The following is a 20,623-nucleotide window of genomic DNA, read 5'->3' on the forward strand; positions in this document are numbered from 1 at the left end:
GGGCCTGCGGCCGGCGCGGCTCAGCCCTTGGGCTGTGGGCGGCGGCGGGCCGCGAGGCCGAGCCGTTTCAGGGCGTACGAGTCCAGCGCGCTCAGCACACCGTTGAGGGCGAGCGTCAGCACGACGAGGACGATGAGACCGGCGAACTCGGCTGCCGCGTCGAGGTTCTGGGCCGCGGTGAACAGCTCGTGCCCCACGCCTTCGGACGAGGCGATGAACTCACCGCCGATCACACCGAGGATGGCCAGCGGGCCGCCCGTCTTGAGCGCGGCGAAGAAGGGGGCGGCGAGCGTCGGTATCGTCACGTAGCCTAGGACGTGGTGCCTGTGCCCGCCCATCACCTGGACGACCTCGACGAGTTCGCGTTCACGCAGCCGCAGCCCGAGATAGATGTTGTAGAAGACCACGAAGGCGACACCGGTCATCGCGATGGTGATCTTCGACCAGGGGCCGATACCGAAGAACAGCAGGAACAGCGGGGCGAGCGCGATCTTCGGAATGCCGTTGACGGCCGCGACGAGCGGTTCGAGCACCCGTCCCAGGAGCGGGAAGGAGCCCAGCACCAGGCCCATCACCGTCCCCGCGACGACGCCGAGACCGAAGCCCGCCAGCACCTCGGTGGCGGTGACCTTGATGTCGGTCCACCCGGAGGCCGAACTGAACATCTTGACGAGCGCGTCGTAGACGTCGGTGGGCTTGCTGACCGCGTACTCGGGCACAACGGGACCGCTCATCACCTGCCACAGGACGAGGGCGGCCACGATCACCAGGACGCGCAGGGCGATGACACTGGTCGTGCTCTGCCAGCCCGCGTACTTCTTCTTCGCGGGCCGCCCGGATGTGCCGGGCTCGGGCTTGGTCACTGCTTTGTCGGTGAGGATCGCCATGGTCTGCTCCCTTCCGGTTGAGTTCGGACGTGTCACGGCAGGTACTTGTTGGTCCAGTCGCCGGACGACACGCTCGCGTCCGGCACCGCGCCGATGCCGTTCTTCACAAAGGCGACGGTCTTCTTCCACCCGGAGGCGTCCTGCGCCGCGCTCCTGGGCCAGTCCACCTGCTTGACCGCGGCGCTCAGTACGTCGTCGGGCACGCCCGGCAGGGTCTTGCGCGCCGCGCCCAGCACGTTCTTGTCATCGGCTGCGTGCGTCTTGAGGTAGGCGGTGGCCTGCTGTACGGCGGTGGCGAAGCCCTTCACCGTGGTGGGGTCGGACTTGGCGTAGCTCTGCTTCACGGCCACGACCTGGCCGTATCCGGCGTCCGCGTAGGACCACTGGGGGACCTTGAGCGGATCGGCCACCACGATGCCGTCGCCCTCGTGCTGGACCTGCAGCGGTATCGGCTCGGATGTGATGAACCAGTCGACCTCGCCCTTGGTGAGGGCGGCCTTGTCGGCGGCCGGGCTCGGCAGGGAGACCCACTTGAGCCCGTCCGGGGCGACACCGTGCGCCTTGAGGAAGATGCCCGCCTCGGCCTTGGTGTTGGCGGAGCTGGCGCCGGCCGTCGAGCCGGCCAGCGCCTTGGCCACCTTGTCGGCCGGGCTGGCGGCGCTCAGGCCGTGCTTCTTCGCGAACCTGGTACTGACGACCACGCCGAGCGGATTGCCTCCTCCGTTGGTGGCGACCGACAGCTCAGGCAGCCCCTTGGAGAGTCCTGCCAGATAGCTGGTCGGACTGGAGTTGAGGAACTGCACCGAACCCGACTGCAGGGCCGAGGTGCCCGTCGCCGCGGTCAGCGTCACGTACTTGATCTTGATGTTCTGCTTGGCGAAGTAGCCGTTCTCCTCCGCCAGGCGAATGGACAGGTCGAAGACATTGCCGCTCACCCCCACCGACACCGTGGTCTTGCCGTCCGAACCGACCGACGGCGAGCCGTCGTTGCCGCAGGCGGTCATCAGCGCGGCGCTGAGCACCACGGAGGCGGACAGTGCGAAGAAGGGGCGGTTCCTGCGGTAATTCATGGGAACTCCTTTGTTCACCAAGGCTGTTGGGTGGAGAAGAATCGGATCCAGAAGTCGGTGTGCGCCCGGTCCGCGACCGGGACGGGCCCGAAGGCGGCGCCGATCTCCATGACGCTGCCGGCGTCCGCCGAGAAGGCGGGCCAGTGGGGCAGACCGGCGCCGTTGGGGTCACCGGTGGCGACGAAGTTGGACCAGTAGGAGGAGAGGGTCCGCGCGATCTCGTGGTCCGTCCCGGTCCACGCCCCGGTGCCGCCCGCCGGGTTGCCGAAGACGTAGTCGATCTCGGAGCCGTGGGATGCGCGCCGGGGGCCCGCGTCGGCGGCCGTCGTGCGGTGGGTCCAGAAGTAGGTGTGCAGCCCGCCGCTGGCCCGGCGTGTCCAGTCGGTGCCCCACAGCCAGGTGGAGATACGGGAGTTGTCGCGTGCCGCACAGCTGCTCGCGAGGGCCGCCTCGTCGTCCGTGCGGGCCGGGTAGAGCCGCAGGAATTCCTCGGCGAGAGCCCCGAACTTCCGCCTGGCCGCCGCGGTGTGCTGGTCGAGCGTCACATGCACGGGAGGCGATCCGGGCCTGACCGTACGACGCCCGGTGCGCAGGGCCGCGACCATGCTCTGCGGGACGGCCCCGCTCTCGTCGAGGTTGTTCCCGGTGAGGTAGTCGACGTCGTTCTGCAGACCTTTGGTGTACGTCTCGTCGTAGCCGGCGGGGATCACCCACCCGTCGACGACGGGACGGAACAGCGGCGGCCCCGCCGCCCCTCCGGTCTCGACTGCCGTGTCCAGCGGATGGTGCCCGTCGACCAGCTTCCGCCAGTGCAGGGACCGCAGCTCGGCGATGGTGCGCGCGCCGTGTTCCCGGGTGTACCGGTCCCCGGCGGCCTCGGCGTCGGCCGACAGACGGTAGGAGGTGGACAGATAGCGGAGTTCCGGATCGCGTGCGTACCTGGCGTGGCTCTGCGCGATCGCACGGCGGAACAGCCCCTTCGCCTGCGGGGACAGCGCGAGGAAGTTGACCGCGCCGGCGCCCGCCGACTGGCCCGCGACGGTGACCCGGCCTGCGTCGCCGCCGAAGCGCGTGATGTTGTCGCGCACCCACCGCAGGGCGGCGACGCAGTCGAGCAGCCCGTAGTTCCCGGACGCGCCGTGCTCCGACTCCTCGCTCAGCTCCGGTGTGGCGAGGAAACCGAAGGCGCCGAGACGGTAGTTGAAGGTGACGACGACGAGGCCCTTGTCCGCCAGCTTCTCGCCGTCGTAGCGGGGATGTGCCCCCGTACCCTCGCGGAAACCGCCGCCGTAGATCCACACCAGGACCGGGCGGAGTTCCGCGGAGGAGGGCGCGCCCGTCCAGATGTTCAGGCTCAGGCAGTCCTCGCTCATCGGCACGTCGACGCCGGTCGCGGCCGCCTCGGTCGGCGCCTGGGGGCACATCGGGCCGAACCGGTCGGCCCGGCGGACCCCCTCCCAGCGTGGCGGCGGCTGCGGCGGCCGCCACCTCAGGTCGCCGACGGGCGCGGCCGCGTAGGGGATGCCGCGGAAGACGGTGACGGAACGGTTCCGGCACGGTATGCCCTCGACGGGCCCTGCTTCCGTGTCCACGGTGTGACGCATGGGGTCCTTCCGGCCCCGGCGCCGCTTCAGGTGGCTGGCGTCACCGGGGACTTGTCCAACAGCAGCGCCCTGCGGGCGGAGCCGACGTGATGGCGCATCGCCGCGAGGGCGGCGTCGGGGTTGCGGGTGACAATGGCGAAAAAGATGACCTGGTGTTCCTCCATCGACCCGGTTCGCGGGTGCTGTACGGAGAGATTGCGGTACTGGCGCATCACCAGGGGGTAGAGCAGCGTGTCGTAGGCGCGGGCGAGGGTCGTCTGGTGCGCGGCGTGCTTGATCTGCTGGTGGAAGCGGCGGTTGCCGCGGGAGTAGGAGTCCTGGTCCCCGCGGGACCGCGCCTCCTCCATCTCCTGGAGGGTTCGGCGCATGTCCTCGATCTCCTCTTCGGTGGCCCGCTCCGCCGCCTTGCCTGCGAGGGCCGACTCCAGCGTTTCGCGGGCCTCCAGGATGTCCGCCGCCTCCTCCGGGGAGAAGCTCCTCGTCCGTACCCCGCGATTGACCTCGCTGGTGACGTAGCCCTCCTGCGTCAGCCGCACCAGCGCGCTGCGCATCGTACTGCGGGAGACGTTGAACATCCTGGTCAGGTCCGCCTCGGTCAACCGTGTGCCGGGTTCGATGCTCCCCGACAGCAGCAGTGCGCGAAGACCCTCGTACGCCTGGCTGTAGCGGGTGCCCGGCGTCTTCGCCCCGGAATCCGCACCGATGCTGTCGCTGTCCACCTTGGCCGCCTTTGCCTTCTGTAGGGATGAGATCCGAGGCGGGAACCCTAGCCGACGGCATGTTCCATCAGCTCCCGTATCCGCCCAGGGACGGGTACAGACGCCGGGCCGTTCCCGCGAAGATCTCCTGCTGGTCCCGCTCCGGCAGCCCCGCGAGGACCTTCCGGGCGAGGTCGAGGAGTTCCGGCATGGTCTGCTCGGCCGCCGGGCAGTTCGACCCCCAGGCGATCCGCTCCGCCCCGAACGCTCCGACGACCGGGCCGAGGAAGTCACCGGCCTGCTCCCCGGCGTCCAGCAGCCGTTCCAGGTTGCGGTGGGTGAGTTTGAGGTGCAGGCCCGGGTGGGCCGCGAGTGCCGCGACCTCGGCACCGGCGCGGGCGGGCGACGCTTCGATGTCGGGGTAGCCGATGTGATCGAGGAGCACCTGCACGCCGGGGAACCGCTCCAGGAGTTCCACCAGCTGCCCGGTGGCAGGCCCGAGCCGCATCTGGAGGCAGACCGGCAGGCCGAGTTCCCCGGCCTGCTCCCAGAAGGGGAAGGTCTCCGGGGCGACGAACCACTCCCCCTGTGTGGGCACGGTACTGCCGCTGGTGAACAGCCGCACACCGGCCAGGCCGCCTTCGCCGACCGCGGCCCTGAGGTCAGCGGCAGCCTCCGGACGCAGCGGGTCGACCGTGCCGACCGCGACGAAGCGCTCCGGCCGGTGACGGCTGCTGTCGAGGACGTACGAGTTGTCGTAGCCGTAGTGCGTGGTGGCCTGGACCAGGACGGCCTGGCCGATGCCGGTCTCGTCCATGCGGCTGACCATGCCTTCGGCGGTCACCGGCCGGGTCGCGGCCCACTTCGACTGCTTGCCCCCGAGCGGGGCCTCGGGGTAGCCGGTCCGGTCTTCGGAGATGATGTGGCAGTGTGCGTCGACGATGTCCACGTGTGGTGCTCCCTTGTCTTTGGGTGGGTTCCGTACGGGTGTCTCGGGTGGGTTCCGTACGGGCCGGCTCAGGCGTCGGGGAAGTCGCCGGCGGCGAACAGCGAGCGCAGGTCGGTGGGGAAGTCCGCGTCGAGCAGGCCCTGTTCCCCGGCGAACCGCACCATCGCGTGCAGGCTGGGGTCGTTGGCCCTGATGCCGTACGGGACGGGGTCGCCGCCGATCGCTGCTCCCTGCCGGGCCAGCCGGGGCACCGCCGACCACTCGGGCCGGTCCGCGAGGTGCCGGCGCTTGCTCTCCGCGAACGCGGCGTACAGCTTGGCCGGCAGGCCGGGGTCGCGCTCCACGAGCTCGGTGCGCACCGAGATCAGCGAGTGCAGCGGGTAGACACCGGTCCGCACGTAGTGATCCACGGCGAGCGTGCCGGCTTCCGGGAAGAGCGGGTAGGGGCTGTCGTCGCTCCCGGGCTCCGGCTCGGCGGCCGCCGTCCAGCCGGCCTTGGGCGCGCCCGCCCGTCCCGTTCCGGCGTTCCCGGTCAGCGCGGCGTCGATCTCTCCGGCGCGCAGCAGCTCGCCCAGCGAGCGGCCGTCGGTGACGCGCTCGACGTTGGCCGGGATGCGGCCCTCGACATGGTCGTCGTCGTCCACCACCCAGGTGATCTTGTCGATGTCCACCCCGTACTCGTCACGCAGCACGCCACGCACCCACACACCGGTGCTCACCGAGTAGGCGCGCACGCCGACCCGGCGTCCCTCCAGGTCCCGCGGCACGCGGATGCCGGAGTGGGCGGCGCACTGCACGTCGCCGTGGTGGAAGCGCCGGTTGAGGAACACCGGAATCGCGGTGAGCGGGACCCCTGCCTGACGTGCCATCAGGTACGAGACCGGTGCCAGCTCGCACACGTCGAACTCCAGGTCCCTGATCATCCGCCGGTAGGCGCCGATGACCGGCTTGACCTCCACCGGCTCGACCGCATAGCCCTCCGTCTCGACATCGCCGTCCAGCAGCGGCTGTGCGTGCGGGAACTCTCCGACGACCACCGTGAGCTTGTCCATACCCTGTCCTTTGCTGTGTCTGTGATTCTGGTCCGACTGCCCGCGCTGCGGTCTTCAGCCGCCGAGGCGGGCCGCCGGTACGCCGAGCGCCGCGCAGGTCCGCTCGACGAGTTCGTCGTAGTCCACCGCGCGCGGGATCACGTCCTGCTCCAGCGCGTAGGCGGCCGCCTTGGTGAACGCGGCGCGCAGCCCCTCGAAGCCCACGGGGTGCAGGGCGACCGGCCCGCCCTCCTCCTTCGCCGTGAGCACCTCCCGCATCGCGTCGTACGCGGCGAGGACGGCGGCCGGGTGTTCGGCGGCGGCTGCCTCGGACACCCCGACCACATGGTTGACCGGGATGAACCCCTGGGCCTTCGACCACTGTTCGGCGACCTCATGGGCGTTGTCGACCGCGGTGCGGATGCGGTCGTCGGAGGGCAGTTCGTTGCCCATGACCCCGAAGTCGACCCGGCCCTCCAGGAAGTCAGCGGGCAGCTTGGCCCCCTGCGGCGCCCGTGTCACCCAGGACGGGTCCTCGGCACCCTCGACGTGGTGGCCCTCGTACGTCGTCCAGTTCGCCTTGCGCAGGTCGACCCCGTACTGCTCGGTGAGGAATCCGCGCATCCACACCCCGGTCGTCTGGCTCCAGGCGCGGACTCCGACGCTGTGGCCCTCCACGTCGGCGACCGACAGTTTGCCGAGGGTCACCAGGGTCTGGTGCTGGTGGCGTCCGAGGGTCGTGACGGGCAGCAGCAGCACCGGCTTGCCGTAGGCGAGGGCCTGCAGAACGGTCACGATCGCCAGTTCACACAGGTCCACGTCCGAGTCGTTCACAAAACCCCGGGAAGCCCTGTGCACCGGCTTGATGTCGACACGCTCCGGCTCCGAACCCGCTTCGCGGGCCGCCGAAAGCGCGGCAGCCGCGAGATCCTCACGGCCGAGCACCAACTTCATGTGTCTCTCCTCTTTGTTCACGGGAACCGGGGCTCAGGACTGGTCGGGGTGCGCCGTCCGCGGCCTGTGGTGCCGCTCGTGGTGCTGCCGCAGCAGGTCGGCGCCGAAGTCGTTGCCGTTGGGGGTGCGGACGATGGTGTGGATGTGCCGGCGTGAGGGGTAGTCGTTGTCGAAGAGCACGCCGGCCATGTGCTCGAACTCGATGAGGATCACCGGGCTGTGCAGGCGGTAGTAGAAGGTGCCGTCGGGATCCCCGGCCCAGCCGAAGCGGGTGTCCCCCTCGTGGGCCAGCACCTCCGCCATACGCGCCCTGGCGTGCTGGTCACCGGCTCGGTTCACGTACAGGCCGAGGAGCTGGAGCGCGGTGTCCCGTTGTCCCGAGGACATCTCGGCGAGCCGCAGCCCCTGGTAGTCGAGCTCCCAGTTGTCCCGGAAGGCGCCGACGAGCAGCTCCTGCGGCATCGTGTCCGCGATGACCGCCCGCTCCCGCTGTCGTCCGTCGAGCCGGGTGAACAGCTCGTGGCCGAGTGCCTCCTCGCCCCGGAACGCCACGGTCCCCGCGTACTTCCCTGACCCGGCGATCACCGGCTCCGCGCCGAGGAAGGAGGGGGTGAGGACCATCTGGTCCCCGACGAAGACGCAGTTGATGTTGACGTGGTGCCCGTCCAGCTGCCAGCCCCACGGGCCGCCGTTCTCCGGCTCGCCGTAGAGGGAGAACCAGTACAGCCACTCGTTGAGCCCGTGTGTGTTGTCGCTCAGCTCGCCGATGGTGAGGTTGAGGTGCATCAGGTCGACCGTCTGGCGGTACCCGTCCACGCTGAGGCTCTCCCTGATGACGGCCAGGGCCCGCTCGCGCCCCGCGTCGTCGAGGTCCTCCAGCAATATGCCGTGGCGCAGGAAGTAGCGGGCGCCGTTGTTCCAGTGGCGCCAGCTCACGTCGTCCATCGGGAAGCGGCCGCCGGCGAGCTGTTGCTCCGTCAGGCCGGCCAGGTAGTCCTCCGCCGCCCGGTGCACCCGGGTGACGTCCGCGCCCGTGTCGCGCAGTGGGAACAGTCCTGGCCTGATGCCGTCCGACGTGGCCACCCCGCGGAAGGGTTCGTTGGCCGCCTTCACCCGCCAGGCGACCTTGTCGAGCAGGTCGGGTGTCCAGATCTCCGGCTCGCGCGTGGGCGGGTTGCCCCGCTTGCGCAGCCCTACCGGCTCTCTCATCGCTGCTCCTCCTTTCGGTGTTCCGGTCTTGCTTCACCAGTGCGCCGCCGGGCGGCGCACCCCCTGTGTGCGGCCCCCTCAGCTGTCGAGGAAGGCCGTCTTCCGCTCCGCCTCCGCGACATCCACCGGTTCCGCGATGAGGCTCTGCTCCAGGGCGTACCGTCCGGCGATCTCCACACAGGCGGTCAGCGATGTGCCCCACCCGGCCGCGACCGCGCGCCCCGCGGGTGAGTCGTCACGCTCGCCCGCGGTGTCCGCGATGGCCTTCCGCAGGGACCGGTAGAAGGCGAGCACGGCGTCGGGACGGGTACGCAGGACGTCGTCGCGCACCACCAGCAGATGGTTCGCCGGGATCGTTCCGTGCCGCTGCGCCCACGCCAGGCCGGCGTTCTCGGCGTCCGCCACGAGCGGGACAAGTCCCGCGCCCTGTCCGCCGATCGCCTTGGGGCCCAGGACCGCCGCGGAGACGTCGTGGGAGCGCAGCAGGTCCACGACCCGCCCGGCATCCGACCGTTCCACGTACGGAGGGTTGACGTACTGGGCGACATGGACGTCCTCGGTGGTCACCCAGGTGACGTCGGACGACCTGACCCCGTACTCCTCCTGCAGCCAGCCCCGCACCCACAGACCGGTGGTCTGGCCGTACGCGCGGACGCCCACGCGCCGGCCGGCGAGATCCCCGGGGCCGGTCTCCGGGGAGTCCGGCAGCCGGGTCAGGGAGCGGTGGTGGGTGCCTCCCACCAGCACCACGGGCAACAGCGTCACCGGCACACCGGCGTCCCGGGCCTGGAGGTAGGTGGCCATCGGCATCTCGCAGATGTCGTAGGCCAGTTCGCGGACCATCCGCGCGAAGGCCGGGGGCAGCGGGGCGGACTCCAGGTACCGGCAGTCCACGCCGTCCACCGGGACGGTCCCGTCCTTCAGCGGCCGGGTGTGCGGGTAGTTGCCCAGCAGTACGTCCAGCGCCGCCGGCTGAGCCCCGCCCACGCCGCTCACACGTCCTCGCCGTACTGGATACGGCGGTACGGGGTGCTGAGCACCTCACGGGTGATGCGGACGTCGATCACGGTGGGCCTGGGGGCCCGTACGTACTCCGCCAGGGCGTCGCGCAGCTCCTGCGGGGTGCGGACCGTGGCCCCGCCGCCGCCGAGTGCCCGGGCGACCGTGCCCAGTTCGGGTGTGGAGATGGTCGCCAGGTCCGGGTCGAGTCCCTTCGCCTTCGCCTTGTGGTATTCGGCGCCGAGGCCCTGGTCGTTCATCACGACGACCAGCAGGGGGATGTCGTACCGGCACGCCGTCTCGAACTCGGACAGGTGCATGATGAAGCTCGCGTCGCCCTCGACCACGAAGCCGGGCTTGTTGCCCCGCGCGACCATCTGGCCCATGGCGATCAGCGGGGCCTGGCCGATGGCGCCGAACATGCCGTAGTTGGAGAGCACGTCGCGGGAGCGCTGGAAGAGCATGGTGCCGAAGTCGGTCTGGTGGCCGCTGCCCAGCACCAGCCCCATCTCGCCGGGGAGTTCGTGGTCGAGGATCCAGATCGCCTCGCGCGGGTCGAGGCGTCCCGGCTCGCGGACGTAGTCGGCCGGCTGCTGGGCCCGGGCGCTCAGATGCCGCTGGACCTGGTCGGTGTGGAAGCCCTCCAGCCGGACGGACCGCTCAGCCAGCACCCGGGTCAGCTCGGTGAGGGCGGTGACCGCGTCGGCCTGCAGATAGCAGTCCGCCCTCCGGCCGTTGCCCATGACCAGATGCGGGGCGGTGTCGATCTGGACGTACTTGGCCTCGGGGTAGAGGTAGCCGCTCTCGATGGTGTAGTGGTTCAGGCTGGCGCCCACCGCGATCACGCAGTCGGCCTCCTGGAGCAGTTCCATCGACGTCTTGTCGCCGAACAGCCCGGACAGACCGACGTGGAACTCGGTGCGGTCGCACAGCCAGTTCTTCGCCTGGAGGGTGGTGGCCAGCAGGGCGCCGGTCCGCTCCTGGAGGGCGAGGATCTCCTCGCCGGAGTCCGCCCCGCGCGCACCGCGCCCCGCGATGATCACCACACGCTTGGCGTCCTGGATCAGGTCGCAGGCGGCCTCGATCCCCGCCGGGTCCGGCAGCAGCCGGGGCCTCTCGATCAGGGCGGTGGACGGTACGTAGTCCTCGTCGTAGTCGTCCAGGTCGGCGACCTGGACGTCGAAGGGCGCGCTGATCATGACCGGCCTGGACTCGGTCCGCGCCCGGTAGAAGGCGCTTCGCACGGCCTCCTGGGCGTTCTCGGGCCGGGTGACCTGGATGAACTCGCACTCGATCGCGGCGGCGAAGCGACGCTGGTCGAGGTACTGGGTGGCCCCCTCGTCCCCCAGCGGTGTCTCCCCGCAGAAGGCGACCAGCGGGGTGCCCGCCCGGCTCGCGCAGAGCATCGAGGTGGCCAGCTGCGAGACACCGGGGCCGCTGGTCGTGGTGACCACGCCCGGCTGTCCCGTGCCACGGGCCCAGCCGTCCGCCATACCGAGGCCGGAACCCTCGTGCCGCACCTCGTACAACCGCACGCCGCGGTCGGCGAGTGCGGCCATCCAGTGCATGTTGGCGTCGCCCATCATGCCGAAGACATCGCTGGTGCCTTCCTTGACGAACGCCTCGGCCAGTGCTTCGTAGACCTTCACTTCTGGGACTCCTTCACGTTCGCCGCGGCTGTCGCCCGCGCTTTCAGGACGCCGTCGAGCCGGGAGAAGACCCGGAGCGCGTTGCCTCCGTAGACCGCCTGCCGGTCGGTCTCGCTCAGGCTGCCGATGGAGTCGAGGGTGTACTTGGTGTCGTCGAACCGCCGCCCGGTCTCCGGGTCCACGCTGCGGACGGCGCCGATCATCTCCGAGGCGAACAGGACGTTCTCGGCGGGAATGATGTCGAGCAGCAGCTCCATGCCGCGCTTGTGGTACACGCAGGTGTCGAAGAAGACATTGCGCAGGACCGACTCCTCCAGCGGCGGCCGGCCGCGGTCCAGCATCATTCCGCGGTAGCGGCCCCAGTGGTACGGGACGGCGCCGCCGCCGTGCGGCAGGATCAGCTTCAGCGTCGGAAAGTCCTTGAACAGGTCCGACTCGCACAGTTGCATGAACGCCGCGGTGTCACCGGCGAGGTAGTGGGCGCAGGTGCCCTGCATCGCCGGGTTCCTCGACATGGCGACATGGATCATCGCGGGGACGTCGAGCTCGGCCATCTTCTCGTAGAGCGGGTAGTAGACCCGGTCCGTCAGCGGCGGCCCCTGGTAGTAGCCGTCCGAGGGGTCCGGGTTGAGCAGACAGCCGACGAACCCCAGCTCCTCGACACAGCGCTCCAGTTCGGTGACCGAGTTGCTTACGGAGGCGGCCAGTTGGTCGCCGGGTGACTGCGGGAGCTGGCACACGCCCACGAACCGCTCGGGGAAGAGACCGCACACCCGGGCGATCAGGTCGTTGCTGACGTGCGACCAGTCGAGGCTGGTCCGCGCGTCGCCGTAGTGGTGGGCCATCTTGCCCGCGCCCGGCGAGAAGACCGTCAGGTCGGTGCCGCGCTCGGTCTGCAGCTTCAGCTGACCGTTCTCGATGGCGGTGCGGATCTCGTCGTCGCTGATGCGCAGTTCGCCGGGCGGGACCCGGGCGCCGGTCTCCTCGAAGGCCCGGATCTGTTTCTCCCGCCACTTGCCCAGCGCGGGTGGCGCCGTGGTGAAGTGGCCATGGCTGTCGATGATCATGAATTGCTCCGAAACTCGCTGTGCGGTGGTCGCACGGTGTACGGCGGGGGCGGCAGGGCCCCGTCAGGCACGGCCGGTCAGCTCCCGGGCCTTGTTGAGGCCGGGGTAGGTGCGCACCGGCGCCGACATCAGGAACCGGTAGCCGTCGTCGAGCACCTGCTGGACGTTGCCTGCGGTCACATGGGGATGGGCCACGGCGATCCCGCGTGCGTTGCAGATGTCGAGGATCTGCCGCTTGCACTCCAGGACGCGGGGGTGTTCGTACTGGCGGGGGAAGCCCAGTTCCTGGCTCATGTCGCCCTCGCCGATCAGGATCAGCCCGATGCCCGGCACCTGGTCGAGGATGTCCGGCAGGTTCTTGATGCCGAGCTGGTCCTCGATCATGAGGCCCACCAGGATCTCGCCGTCCGGCGCGAGCGGCCACACGTCGGCCCGGGCGTAGTACTCGGTGTTCGAGATGCCCCAGTAGCGGGTCGCCGCGTGCGGGCCGTCCCCGCGCAGGCCGGCCGGCTCGTAACGGGGGGCGTCGGGCAGCCGCGGGTAGCGGCAGGCGGCGACGGCGTTCCTGGCCTCCTCCACCGTGGAGATGTGCGGCCAGATGATGCCGAACGCGCCCAGGTCCAGGGCCTGTTTGGCGTGCCACTGTGCCTTCTCGGCGCCGTTGGCGGGGATGCGCACGAGCGGGGTGACGGCCGGGGCGAGGCTGTCCGCCTCGAAGACCCGGCGCCTGCTCATCAGGTACTGGAAGCTGTCCTTGAGGGCGTTGATGTCCCAGGGCTTGTGCTCCATCTCGAACACCACGGCGTCGTAGTCGGAGTTGCTCAGCTCGACCGCGGACGCCGGGTCGGCCGCCGAGAAGGTGGCGAGGACGTGCAGCCCCGCTTCCAGGGCGCCGATCACCTTGTTGAACCTGGATGGTGTCGTTGTCATCGTCGGCCTCCCTGGCCCAGTGCTTCACCGGATGTGTTCTCGGCCGCGGGCCGTGTCGCCTGCGGCGGTTGCCCCGGGCGCCCGGACCGGCGCCCTGTCCACCACGCCCGCAGACGTGCGAACAGTCCGGCCGGCCGGGGCGGGGCCGTGGTTACGCCGGTGGATGCCGGGCCGGTGGATGCCGGGCCGGTGGATGCCGCAGCGGTGGATGCCGCGGAGAGCGGCTCGGCGGAGGCTGCCTCGGCGGGAGCGGGAGAGACGGCCGTGGGTGCCTCGGCGGAGGCCGCCACGAGCGGAACGTCCGGCTGGGCGGAGGCCGCCAGGCGCGGACCGGCCGGCTCGGCGCACTTCTGGACCAGTTGCTCGGTGAACTCCTTCGTCATCCGGGAGACCACCATCCCCGCACCCGACTCGATCAACTTGGCGAGCTTGCCGTTGAGTTTGATCTCGCCGTCGCAGAAGACCCGTGACCCGCCCGGGGTGTCCCCCTCGACGACCCGGAAGGTGGCGCCGGCACTGAAGCGGGTGGCCCGCTGACCGTCGGCGCCACGGGCTGTGAGGCGGCCCTCGTGCGCGGACTCGTCCAGGTCGAGGGAGACCCGGGCGGCGAACTTGACGCGCAGACCGCCGAACCTGATGGCCAGCGTGCCGTCGAAGGACCCGTCGTCGTGCGAAGGCCCGAGTTCGGCGCCTCCGATGCAGGACACGACGGCCGAGGGATCGGAGATCACCTCCCAGACACGTCCGGGCGGACTCGGTACAAGGATCTCTTCCGTGATCGATATCAAAGCTGTGAACCTCACTCGGCGGCGGGCGCGGCGTCGGGGCAGAAGGGCATGACGGCGCAACCGGCTGGGCGGCTGGGCTACGTGGCGACTTGGGCGACTCGGGGGCGCAGAACTCCGGGCGCAGGACTCCGGGCGCAGGACCTGGGGGCGCGCACGGGGGACGCCCCGGTGGCGGGAGGGGCTCGGCCGCGTTACGCGGCGGCCTTCCGTTCCTCGGCGAAGAGCCCCCAGAGGTCGTTGTAGAGCTCGGAGAACTCGGGCGACTCGACGAGCGAGCCGATCTGGCGCGGGCGTTCGAAGGGGACCTGGATGACACGGCGGATCGTGCCCGGGCCCTTGGACATCACGATGACCTCGTCGGCCAGGTAGATGGCCTCGTTGAGGTCGTGCGTGACGAAGATCAGAGTCCCGTTCTGCTCCCGCCAGATGTTGAGCAGTTCCTGCTGGAGTTCGAGCCTGGTGATGGCGTCGAGCGGCCCGAACGGCTCGTCCATCAGCACGATGGACGGGTTGTAGATCAGCGCTCGTGCTATCGCGCAGCGCTTCTGCATGCCGCCCGACAGCTCCCGGGGGAAGTGGTTCTCGAAGCCGGTCAGACCGACGAGCCCGATCCAGTGAGCGATGCGCTCCTCGCGTTCCTCCTTGGGCACCTTGCGGAACTTCAGTGCCAGGCCGATGTTGGCCCTGACACTCAGCCAGGGCAGCAGATGGGACTGCTGAGTCACGTACGCGGCATCGGAGTTGACCGCGGTGACCGGTTCGCCGGCGTAGTGGACCTGCCCCTGTGTGGGAGTGAGCAGCCCGGCGGCCAGGTTGAGCACGGTGCTCTTCCCGCACCCGCTGGGTCCGATCACGGCGACGACTCTGCCGCGGTCGACCGAGAACGACACGTCCTCGATCGCCGGCCGGTGCGTGCCGGGAAACTCCAGAGTGACGTGGTCGAGACGGAGGGCCTCCGGGTGGGAGGTGCGCTGTGTGGTCGACATATCTGTCTCCTCGGCCTCCTCCTCGCAAGAGATGAAGCGGGGGCCGTGCGCTCGCGCCTGTGGCGGCATGTGTGGGTGGCGGTGCTGTGACAGGTGGTGCGCCCGATGCACGCGAACGGACATCGGGCCCGGCTGGACTCTCCCGCTGATGCGGCCTTCGGCGACACTGCGCGCCGCCAAGATTGTCCGACAACCGGTAATGGGAACGTAACACCGCCCCTCAGGTGGCACAAGAAGTGTGCAGAGAGAACCTCACATTCACAGAAACGCCGAGTCGCCTCGGCGAAGGGCTGTCCGACAATGAAGGTTCCCGACGCAGGGAAGCTCCCCCTGGAGCACCCGCTGCTCCGGCGTCCGGTCCGGAACGGACGTACTGAACGGGGGGAGGCGGCGCAAGGCCGGGAAAGCCCGCGCGCCACGGCCTCCAGGACCGTGGCGCGCGGGCTTTCCGGTATGACCAGGCGCCGAAGTGCCCAGGCGCCGAACTCTCCGAGAGGAGGGGGCTACCCCTGCCGGTGGCCCGTGACCTTCGCGATCCAGGCCAGGAAGTCCGCCGCGTCGGTGTTCGCGCCGTGGCCCTCGTCCCAGTACATCAGCGGGTCGACGTCGTCCCCCAGGTTCTCCAGGGCCAGCGCCAGGTTGCTGACGATCACCGGTGAGGAGTCCGTGTCGCCGGTGCCGACGCGGAGCCACCAGTGCTTCGAACGGGACGGGTTCCGGACGGCGATGTGGTGCATCGGATTCATCAGGGCGAGCTTCCCGGGGATGTCGCCGTCAAGGCGTGAGCTGGAACTGCCGGTGTCCTCGCGGAGACTGTAGGTCGTGAAGTGGCGGGCGGCCGTGGTGCCCGTCCCGTACTCGTTGTTCTCTCCCGCCGAAAGATCGAAGGCGTCGAACGCCGGGGCGCCCTTCTTGCGCGGGCCCACGTGGGCGGTGAAGTCCCGCCAGGAGAAGGTGGCCTGGCCGGCCGACCAGGTGATGAAGGGGTTGGCCGCGAGATACGCCGTACGAGCCGTGTCCGTCAGAGCTGCCAGGTAGCGTGTGGCCGCCGGTCGCAGGTAGGTGCGGAGGATGTGGTCGTCCAGGTCCGACGCCCTCAGAACGCCGCGGTTCGTCCGCAGCCGCAGGGAGGTCTGGTAGTCGGCGAATGCCTTCGTCAGGTCCCTGGACACCGTCCGGTCCACCTGTGCGCCGGTGGCCTGCGTGACGTTGTCGCTCCAGCACCACTCGTATGCCATGTCGGCGTGCTCCAGGTCGGTGATCGGGCACCAGGCGCCGGTTGCGAACACCGCGTCGCTCGCGTCCGCCGCACCCGCCTCCTTGAGGTACGGCGTGTAGAGGTGACTGTCACCCGAGGCGCCGAGCAGCGAGGAGAGGGCGCCGCCCGCGCTCGTACCGGTCGACACGATTCGGTCCGTGTCACCGGGCACCCGGCCCTTGTTGGCGCGCAGGTAGCGGACAGCCGCCTTCAGGTCGACGATGGCGGCGGGCGCCGTGCCGTAGTACGTACCGCCGGCGTCGGTGAGGGTCCGGCCCCGCGCCCCGGGCTCCGCCACGACGTAACCGGCCGCCAGGGCCAGCTTCGGGATGCTGACCATCGCGCCGCCACCCGGAGCACCACCACCACCGGGGCCGCCCGGAGCGCCGCCGTCGCCCGGGCCACCGGGTGCGCCGCCGCCCATCTCCATCGTGGACTGGCCGACGCCCGTCGCGCTCGCGACCGACGACGGGAAGTAGCCCCCGATCCCGTTGGCCAGCACGACCGGGGCTCGCGTCGCGTCCACCGCTCTGCCGTCGATCGTCACGGGCACGCTGATGACCAGGGACTGGTGGGTCGCGTCGGAAGGACGGGTGACATAGGTGAGCGGGCCGTAGAAGTGGTAGGTCACCTCCTTGTCGCCCGTGTCCGTGGTGATCGTCTCCGTCACGGTGGTATACGTGGCCTCGTCGAAGACCAGCCCGTGTGCGGCGGAGCGCGTGGCGGCCTTCGCCATACCGGCTCCGAAGGCCGCTGTCGTCGGCACGGCAGCCGCCGCGGCCGCTGCTCCTAGTACGGTCCTGCGCTTCACGGTTGAGCTCCTCGCTGTGTCGGGAGAGGGTGGGTCAGGCGGTGGTCGAGTGAGGGAGGACGGTGCCGTTCGCCGGGGTCGCAGGCGCGGTGCGCAGACCGGTCAGGCTGATGAAGACCGTGGCCAGCACGCCCGCGATCGCGAACGCCCCGAAGCCCCACGTCTCGTTGTGGGCAGCGACCAGCTGCCCGCCGAGCCACGGGCCGAACACCGCGCCGAAGCGGCCGATGCCCGAGACCCAGCCGACCGCCGTGGCGCGGTGACCGTCGGCCGAGCGTGCCGCGACGGCCGCGTAGACCATGGCCTGAGCGCTGAAGAGGAACAGGCCGGTCAGGAAGACATCGGCGTACGTGAACACCAGCGGCATGCGGATGTCGAGCAGCGCGATCCCCACGGCGGTCAGCGCGAACCAGATGGTGGCGACGAGCGGCGCGCCGAAGCGGTCGGAGAAACGGCCCGCGACCAGCATGCCCACGATGCCGCCGAGATTGATGACGACGACGAACGAGAGCGAGGAGCCGAGGTCGTAGCCCGCGCCACGCATCATCGTGGGCAGCCAGCTGCTGACGCCGTACACGAGAAGGAGACCGAAGAACGACGTCAGCCAGAACAACAGCGTGGTGCGCCACAGCTTGCCCCGGAAGAGGGCGACGACGGCGTCCCAGCGGCTCGCGGTGGCCGGGCGGACCGGCTTGAGGGCCGGGAGGCCGACGTCGTATCGGGCCGCGAGTGCGCGGGCTTCGTCGGTACGCCCTTTGGCCAGCAGGAAGGTGAGCGACTCGGGCAGGAACTTCGCGATCAGCGGCACTCCGATCAGGAGCGGTATCACGCAGATCCAGTAGGCGACGCGCCAGCCGCCGGGCTGTGCCGTCCAGATACCGACGAAGCCGGACAGGATGCCGCCGGCCTGGTGGGCGGTCATCAGCGTGCCGACGATCAGAGCGGTGCGGCCGCGCGGTGCGTACTCCGCGACCATCGTGATCGTGGTGGGCAGCAGGCCGCCCAGTCCCAGGCCCGCGATGAAGCGGCCCAGCCCGAATGCCCCGAGGCCGGTGGAGACCGCGCACAGGGCCGAGGCCAGCGAGAAGACCGCGGTACAGGTGAGGATCACCTTCTTGCGCCCGATCCAGTCGGTGACCGTACCGGCGGAAAGCGCGCCGATCAGCATCCCGAAGGTGGCGTAGCTGCCGATGTCGCCGCCCTTGTCCGGGGTGAGGCCCAGCGCCTTCCCCGCCAGCATGTTGGGCATCACGGAGCCGTACACGAACATGTCGAGGCCGTCGAAGAGGACGACCGCCCAGCACAGGGCGACGACCAGCGCGGCCGTTCCCCCGCCGCGCGGGCGTGGGGCGGGGGAGGGAGACATCGTCGTTTCCTCTCGGCGGGATGCGCGGAATGAGGGGTGTGGAGCGGGATGGGGCTAGACGGTAGGGAGCCGCACATCAATCGTCAACGCTTTTGTTAACAATCCAAGGAAACAATAAGGCGGGCGGCACGGAGAGGTGTGCCGCCCGCCTCTGCGAGGCATGGTCCTGTCAGCTGTCGAGCGGCGGCGTGCCGTGGGTGTGGAAGGACTCGATGGTCTTCAGGCCCCAGGCCTGGCCCTTCTTGCGCTCCTCCTCGGTCCATGTGATCAACGGCCAGTCGGGGGCCAGGACCAGGCGGGTGAGCGGGTTGCAGAGCTCGACACGGTTACCGCCAGGCTCGTAGACGTAGAGGAAGAACGTCTGCTGGATGGCGTGCTTGTGGGGGCCCGTCTCGATGAAGACACCGGTGTCCAGGGCGAGATCAGCGGCACGCAGAACGTCCTCGCGGGTGTCCGTGGCGAAGGCGATGTGATGCAGGCGGCCTTGGGTGCCCGACCAGTCCTCCGTGTAGACGATGTCGTACGACTTGCTGCTGAACGTCAGCCACTGGGCGGCGATCCGGCTGTCGTCGAGCCGGATCTGCTCGGTGGGGCGCGCGCCGAGCAGATCGCGGACGAAGTCGCCGTTGGGCTCGACGGCGGCGGCGAGGAAGTTGACGTGGTCCAGCCGGCGTACACCGACTCCGTGGCCCGGCTTGGCCTGCGGCTGGTTCTTCAGACCGGGCCTCAGCCCGGGCGGGGCCTCGTACCACTCGCTCTCCCAGTACAGGGCGATCTCGTGTCCGTCGGGGTCGGTGGTGACGTACAGCCTGCCGATGCCCGGCTCGTCCTCCGTCCAGCGGCCCGGCCGCCCGCTCGCCTCGATCTCCTTCACCCTGCGGTGCAGCGCTTCCTCACTCGACGTGCGCAGGGCGGTGCGGCGGATACCGGAAGTGGTGTGCGGGGTGAGAGTCAGGCTGTGGTGCTCGTAGTCGTCCCAGGTCCGCAGGTGTACGGAGTCCCCGGAGCGGCCGTTCTCGGTCAGGCCGAGATACTCGGTGAAAAACCGGACGCTGCTGTCGAGATCCGGCGTGAGCAGTTCGACGTGGCCGAGGTGGGCTATGTCGCCCAGCGGCGGGGTCATGTGCGGCTCCTTACAGGTGGGGCGCGGCTTCGGGGCCGGCGGTAGGGCGGGGGAAGACAGTGCCGTCGAAGAGCTTCCGGGCCGTGCGGACGACGACCGTGCGCCGGACAACCGGTACGGGGCCGGGCCCGTCGCCCGTCCCGATGTCCGTCCGGACGTCGAGGAACCCGGTGGGGTGTTCGATACGTACCAGCTCTCCCTGTGCGGGAAGCCGTGCGATGCCGTCGCCCACTGCACCGGGGACACGCAGCCCGGCGGCCACGCTCGCCGCGCCGAGCACGCCGATGGCGGTGTGGCAGCGCACCGGGATGAAGGTCCGTGTGCTGACCGCGCCGCCCGCGCGCGGTGGGGCCAGCAGGCTGAGCTTGGGCACAGTGGCGCTCGTGACGTCGCCCAGCCCCATCAGCGGACCGGTCGCCAGCCGGAACTCCCGCAGACGCGCGGCGAGCACCGTGTCCGCCTCCAGCTCGGCGGGTTCCTCATCGCCGGTGAGCCCGAGCGAGGACGCGGCGATCAGCACGGTCGGCATACCGTTGTCGACGCAGGTGACGGGGGTTCCGGCGACCGTGTCACGGGCCCGGCCGGTAGGCAGTAACGGGTGGGCGCCAGGCGGGAATTCGATCCTCACGGCCGCGGCGGACCCCGGGACCCCGGAGATCTCGGTCCGGCCCTCGTAGGAGACCCGGCGGCCGGGCGTCGGGAAGGTCGCCGTGGCGCGGTCTCCGCTGTTGACCATGCGGATACGGACCGAGGTGTGCTCCTCCCCCGCCACGACCAGACCGCGCTCCACGGCGAACGGACCGGCTCCGGCGAGGAGGTTCCCGCAGTTCTGACCGCCCGACACCTCGGCGCCGCCGACGCCCACCTGGAGGAACAGATAGTCGATGTCGGCGTCCGGATCGGCGGAGGCGGAGACGACCGCGACCTTGCTGGTGAGCGGGTGTGCCCCGCCGATCCCGTCGATCTGGCGCGGGTCGGGACTGCCCATGACACGGAGCAGCAGTTCGTCGCGTACGGCCGGGTCCTGCGGCAGATCACCGGCCAGGAAGTAGGCACCCTTGGAGGTGCCGCCGCGCATCAGCATGCAGCGCACCTCCGCGTGCCCGCTCACGCCTCCGCTCCGCCCCGGACGTATGCGCCGCACGCGACCCGCGCGCCGACCGCCACCGGCACCGGCACCGGCACCGGCACCGGCACCGGCACACTGACCGAACCGGGGGTCGCCCCGACAGCGCCCTGCGGCG

The 20,623-nt window shown here is 70.2% G+C and carries 18 protein-coding genes; all 18 read right to left on the reverse strand.

Features of this window, described 5'->3' with window-relative positions:
* Nucleotides 1-20: 20 nt before the first annotated feature.
* The 18 genes from G3I19_RS04330 to G3I19_RS04415 all read right to left on the reverse strand — a co-directional run bounded on the left by G3I19_RS04330 (nucleotide 21) and on the right by G3I19_RS04415 (nucleotide 20,490).
* Entirely contained in the window at nucleotides 21-887 is an 867-nt protein-coding gene (locus tag G3I19_RS04330) for an ABC transporter permease (protein WP_239073955.1), read from the reverse strand.
* 32 nt (nucleotides 888-919) lie between these two features.
* Complete coding sequence (locus G3I19_RS04335; RefSeq protein WP_164259633.1) at nucleotides 920-1,957, reverse strand: ABC transporter substrate-binding protein; 1,038 nt, start codon at nucleotides 1,955-1,957, stop codon at nucleotides 920-922.
* Between the two features lie 14 nt (nucleotides 1,958-1,971).
* Complete coding sequence (locus G3I19_RS04340; protein WP_164259635.1) at nucleotides 1,972-3,561, reverse strand: carboxylesterase family protein; 1,590 nt, start codon at nucleotides 3,559-3,561, stop codon at nucleotides 1,972-1,974.
* Between the two features lie 26 nt (nucleotides 3,562-3,587).
* The gene (locus tag G3I19_RS38200) at nucleotides 3,588-4,280 is read right to left on the reverse strand and encodes a GntR family transcriptional regulator (RefSeq protein ID WP_164259637.1); all 693 of its coding nucleotides are present in this window, start codon (nucleotides 4,278-4,280) and stop codon (nucleotides 3,588-3,590) included.
* Nucleotides 4,281-4,347: 67 nt separating this feature from the next.
* On the reverse strand, nucleotides 4,348-5,208 hold the full coding sequence (locus G3I19_RS04350) for an amidohydrolase family protein (protein WP_164259639.1): 861 nt from the start codon (nucleotides 5,206-5,208) through the stop codon (nucleotides 4,348-4,350).
* A 68-nt stretch (nucleotides 5,209-5,276) separates the two neighbouring features.
* The gene (locus G3I19_RS04355) at nucleotides 5,277-6,260 is read right to left on the reverse strand and encodes an ABC transporter substrate-binding protein (protein ID WP_164259641.1); all 984 of its coding nucleotides are present in this window, start codon (nucleotides 6,258-6,260) and stop codon (nucleotides 5,277-5,279) included.
* A 54-nt stretch (nucleotides 6,261-6,314) separates the two neighbouring features.
* Nucleotides 6,315-7,193 carry a hypothetical protein gene (locus G3I19_RS04360; RefSeq protein WP_164259643.1) on the reverse strand — a complete coding sequence of 293 codons (879 nt, stop codon included), beginning with the start codon at nucleotides 7,191-7,193 and terminating at the stop codon, nucleotides 6,315-6,317.
* A 33-nt stretch (nucleotides 7,194-7,226) separates the two neighbouring features.
* Nucleotides 7,227-8,402, reverse strand: a complete 1,176-nt coding sequence (locus G3I19_RS04365) for a DUF3500 domain-containing protein (RefSeq protein WP_164259645.1) — start codon at nucleotides 8,400-8,402, stop codon at nucleotides 7,227-7,229.
* A 78-nt stretch (nucleotides 8,403-8,480) separates the two neighbouring features.
* The gene (locus G3I19_RS04370) at nucleotides 8,481-9,389 is read right to left on the reverse strand and encodes an ABC transporter substrate-binding protein (RefSeq protein ID WP_164259647.1); all 909 of its coding nucleotides are present in this window, start codon (nucleotides 9,387-9,389) and stop codon (nucleotides 8,481-8,483) included.
* 5 nt (nucleotides 9,390-9,394) lie between these two features.
* Nucleotides 9,395-11,050 carry a thiamine pyrophosphate-binding protein gene (locus tag G3I19_RS38205; protein ID WP_164259649.1) on the reverse strand — a complete coding sequence of 552 codons (1,656 nt, stop codon included), beginning with the start codon at nucleotides 11,048-11,050 and terminating at the stop codon, nucleotides 9,395-9,397.
* Nucleotides 11,047-12,117, reverse strand: a complete 1,071-nt coding sequence (locus tag G3I19_RS04380; protein ID WP_164259651.1) for an amidohydrolase family protein — start codon at nucleotides 12,115-12,117, stop codon at nucleotides 11,047-11,049. Before G3I19_RS04380 ends, G3I19_RS38205 begins: the two co-directional genes overlap by 4 nt.
* 63 nt (nucleotides 12,118-12,180) lie before the next feature.
* Nucleotides 12,181-13,047, reverse strand: coding sequence for an aldolase/citrate lyase family protein (locus G3I19_RS04385; protein WP_164259653.1), 867 nt, complete (start codon nucleotides 13,045-13,047; stop codon nucleotides 12,181-12,183).
* The gene (locus tag G3I19_RS04390) at nucleotides 13,044-13,835 is read right to left on the reverse strand and encodes an SRPBCC domain-containing protein (protein ID WP_164259654.1); all 792 of its coding nucleotides are present in this window, start codon (nucleotides 13,833-13,835) and stop codon (nucleotides 13,044-13,046) included. Before G3I19_RS04390 ends, G3I19_RS04385 begins: the two co-directional genes overlap by 4 nt.
* Before the next feature lie 191 nt (nucleotides 13,836-14,026).
* Entirely contained in the window at nucleotides 14,027-14,821 is a 795-nt protein-coding gene (locus G3I19_RS04395; RefSeq protein WP_164259656.1) for an ABC transporter ATP-binding protein, read from the reverse strand.
* A gap of 503 nt (nucleotides 14,822-15,324) precedes the next feature.
* The gene (locus G3I19_RS04400) at nucleotides 15,325-16,890 is read right to left on the reverse strand and encodes a subtype B tannase (RefSeq protein WP_164259579.1); all 1,566 of its coding nucleotides are present in this window, start codon (nucleotides 16,888-16,890) and stop codon (nucleotides 15,325-15,327) included.
* A 34-nt stretch (nucleotides 16,891-16,924) separates the two neighbouring features.
* Nucleotides 16,925-18,256 carry an MFS transporter gene (locus G3I19_RS04405; protein ID WP_164259658.1) on the reverse strand — a complete coding sequence of 444 codons (1,332 nt, stop codon included), beginning with the start codon at nucleotides 18,254-18,256 and terminating at the stop codon, nucleotides 16,925-16,927.
* Between the two features lie 169 nt (nucleotides 18,257-18,425).
* Nucleotides 18,426-19,379 (reverse strand): catechol 2,3-dioxygenase, encoded by a 954-nt coding sequence (locus G3I19_RS04410; RefSeq protein ID WP_164259660.1) that lies wholly within the window; start codon nucleotides 19,377-19,379, stop codon nucleotides 18,426-18,428.
* 10 nt (nucleotides 19,380-19,389) lie between these two features.
* Nucleotides 19,390-20,490, reverse strand: coding sequence for a 4-oxalomesaconate tautomerase (locus G3I19_RS04415; protein ID WP_164259662.1), 1,101 nt, complete (start codon nucleotides 20,488-20,490; stop codon nucleotides 19,390-19,392).
* Between the last annotated feature and the right edge of the window lie 133 nt (nucleotides 20,491-20,623).

The sequence above is a fragment of the Streptomyces sp. SID10853 genome (genome assembly GCF_010548145.1).
GTDB lineage: Bacteria > Actinomycetota > Actinomycetes > Streptomycetales > Streptomycetaceae > Streptomyces.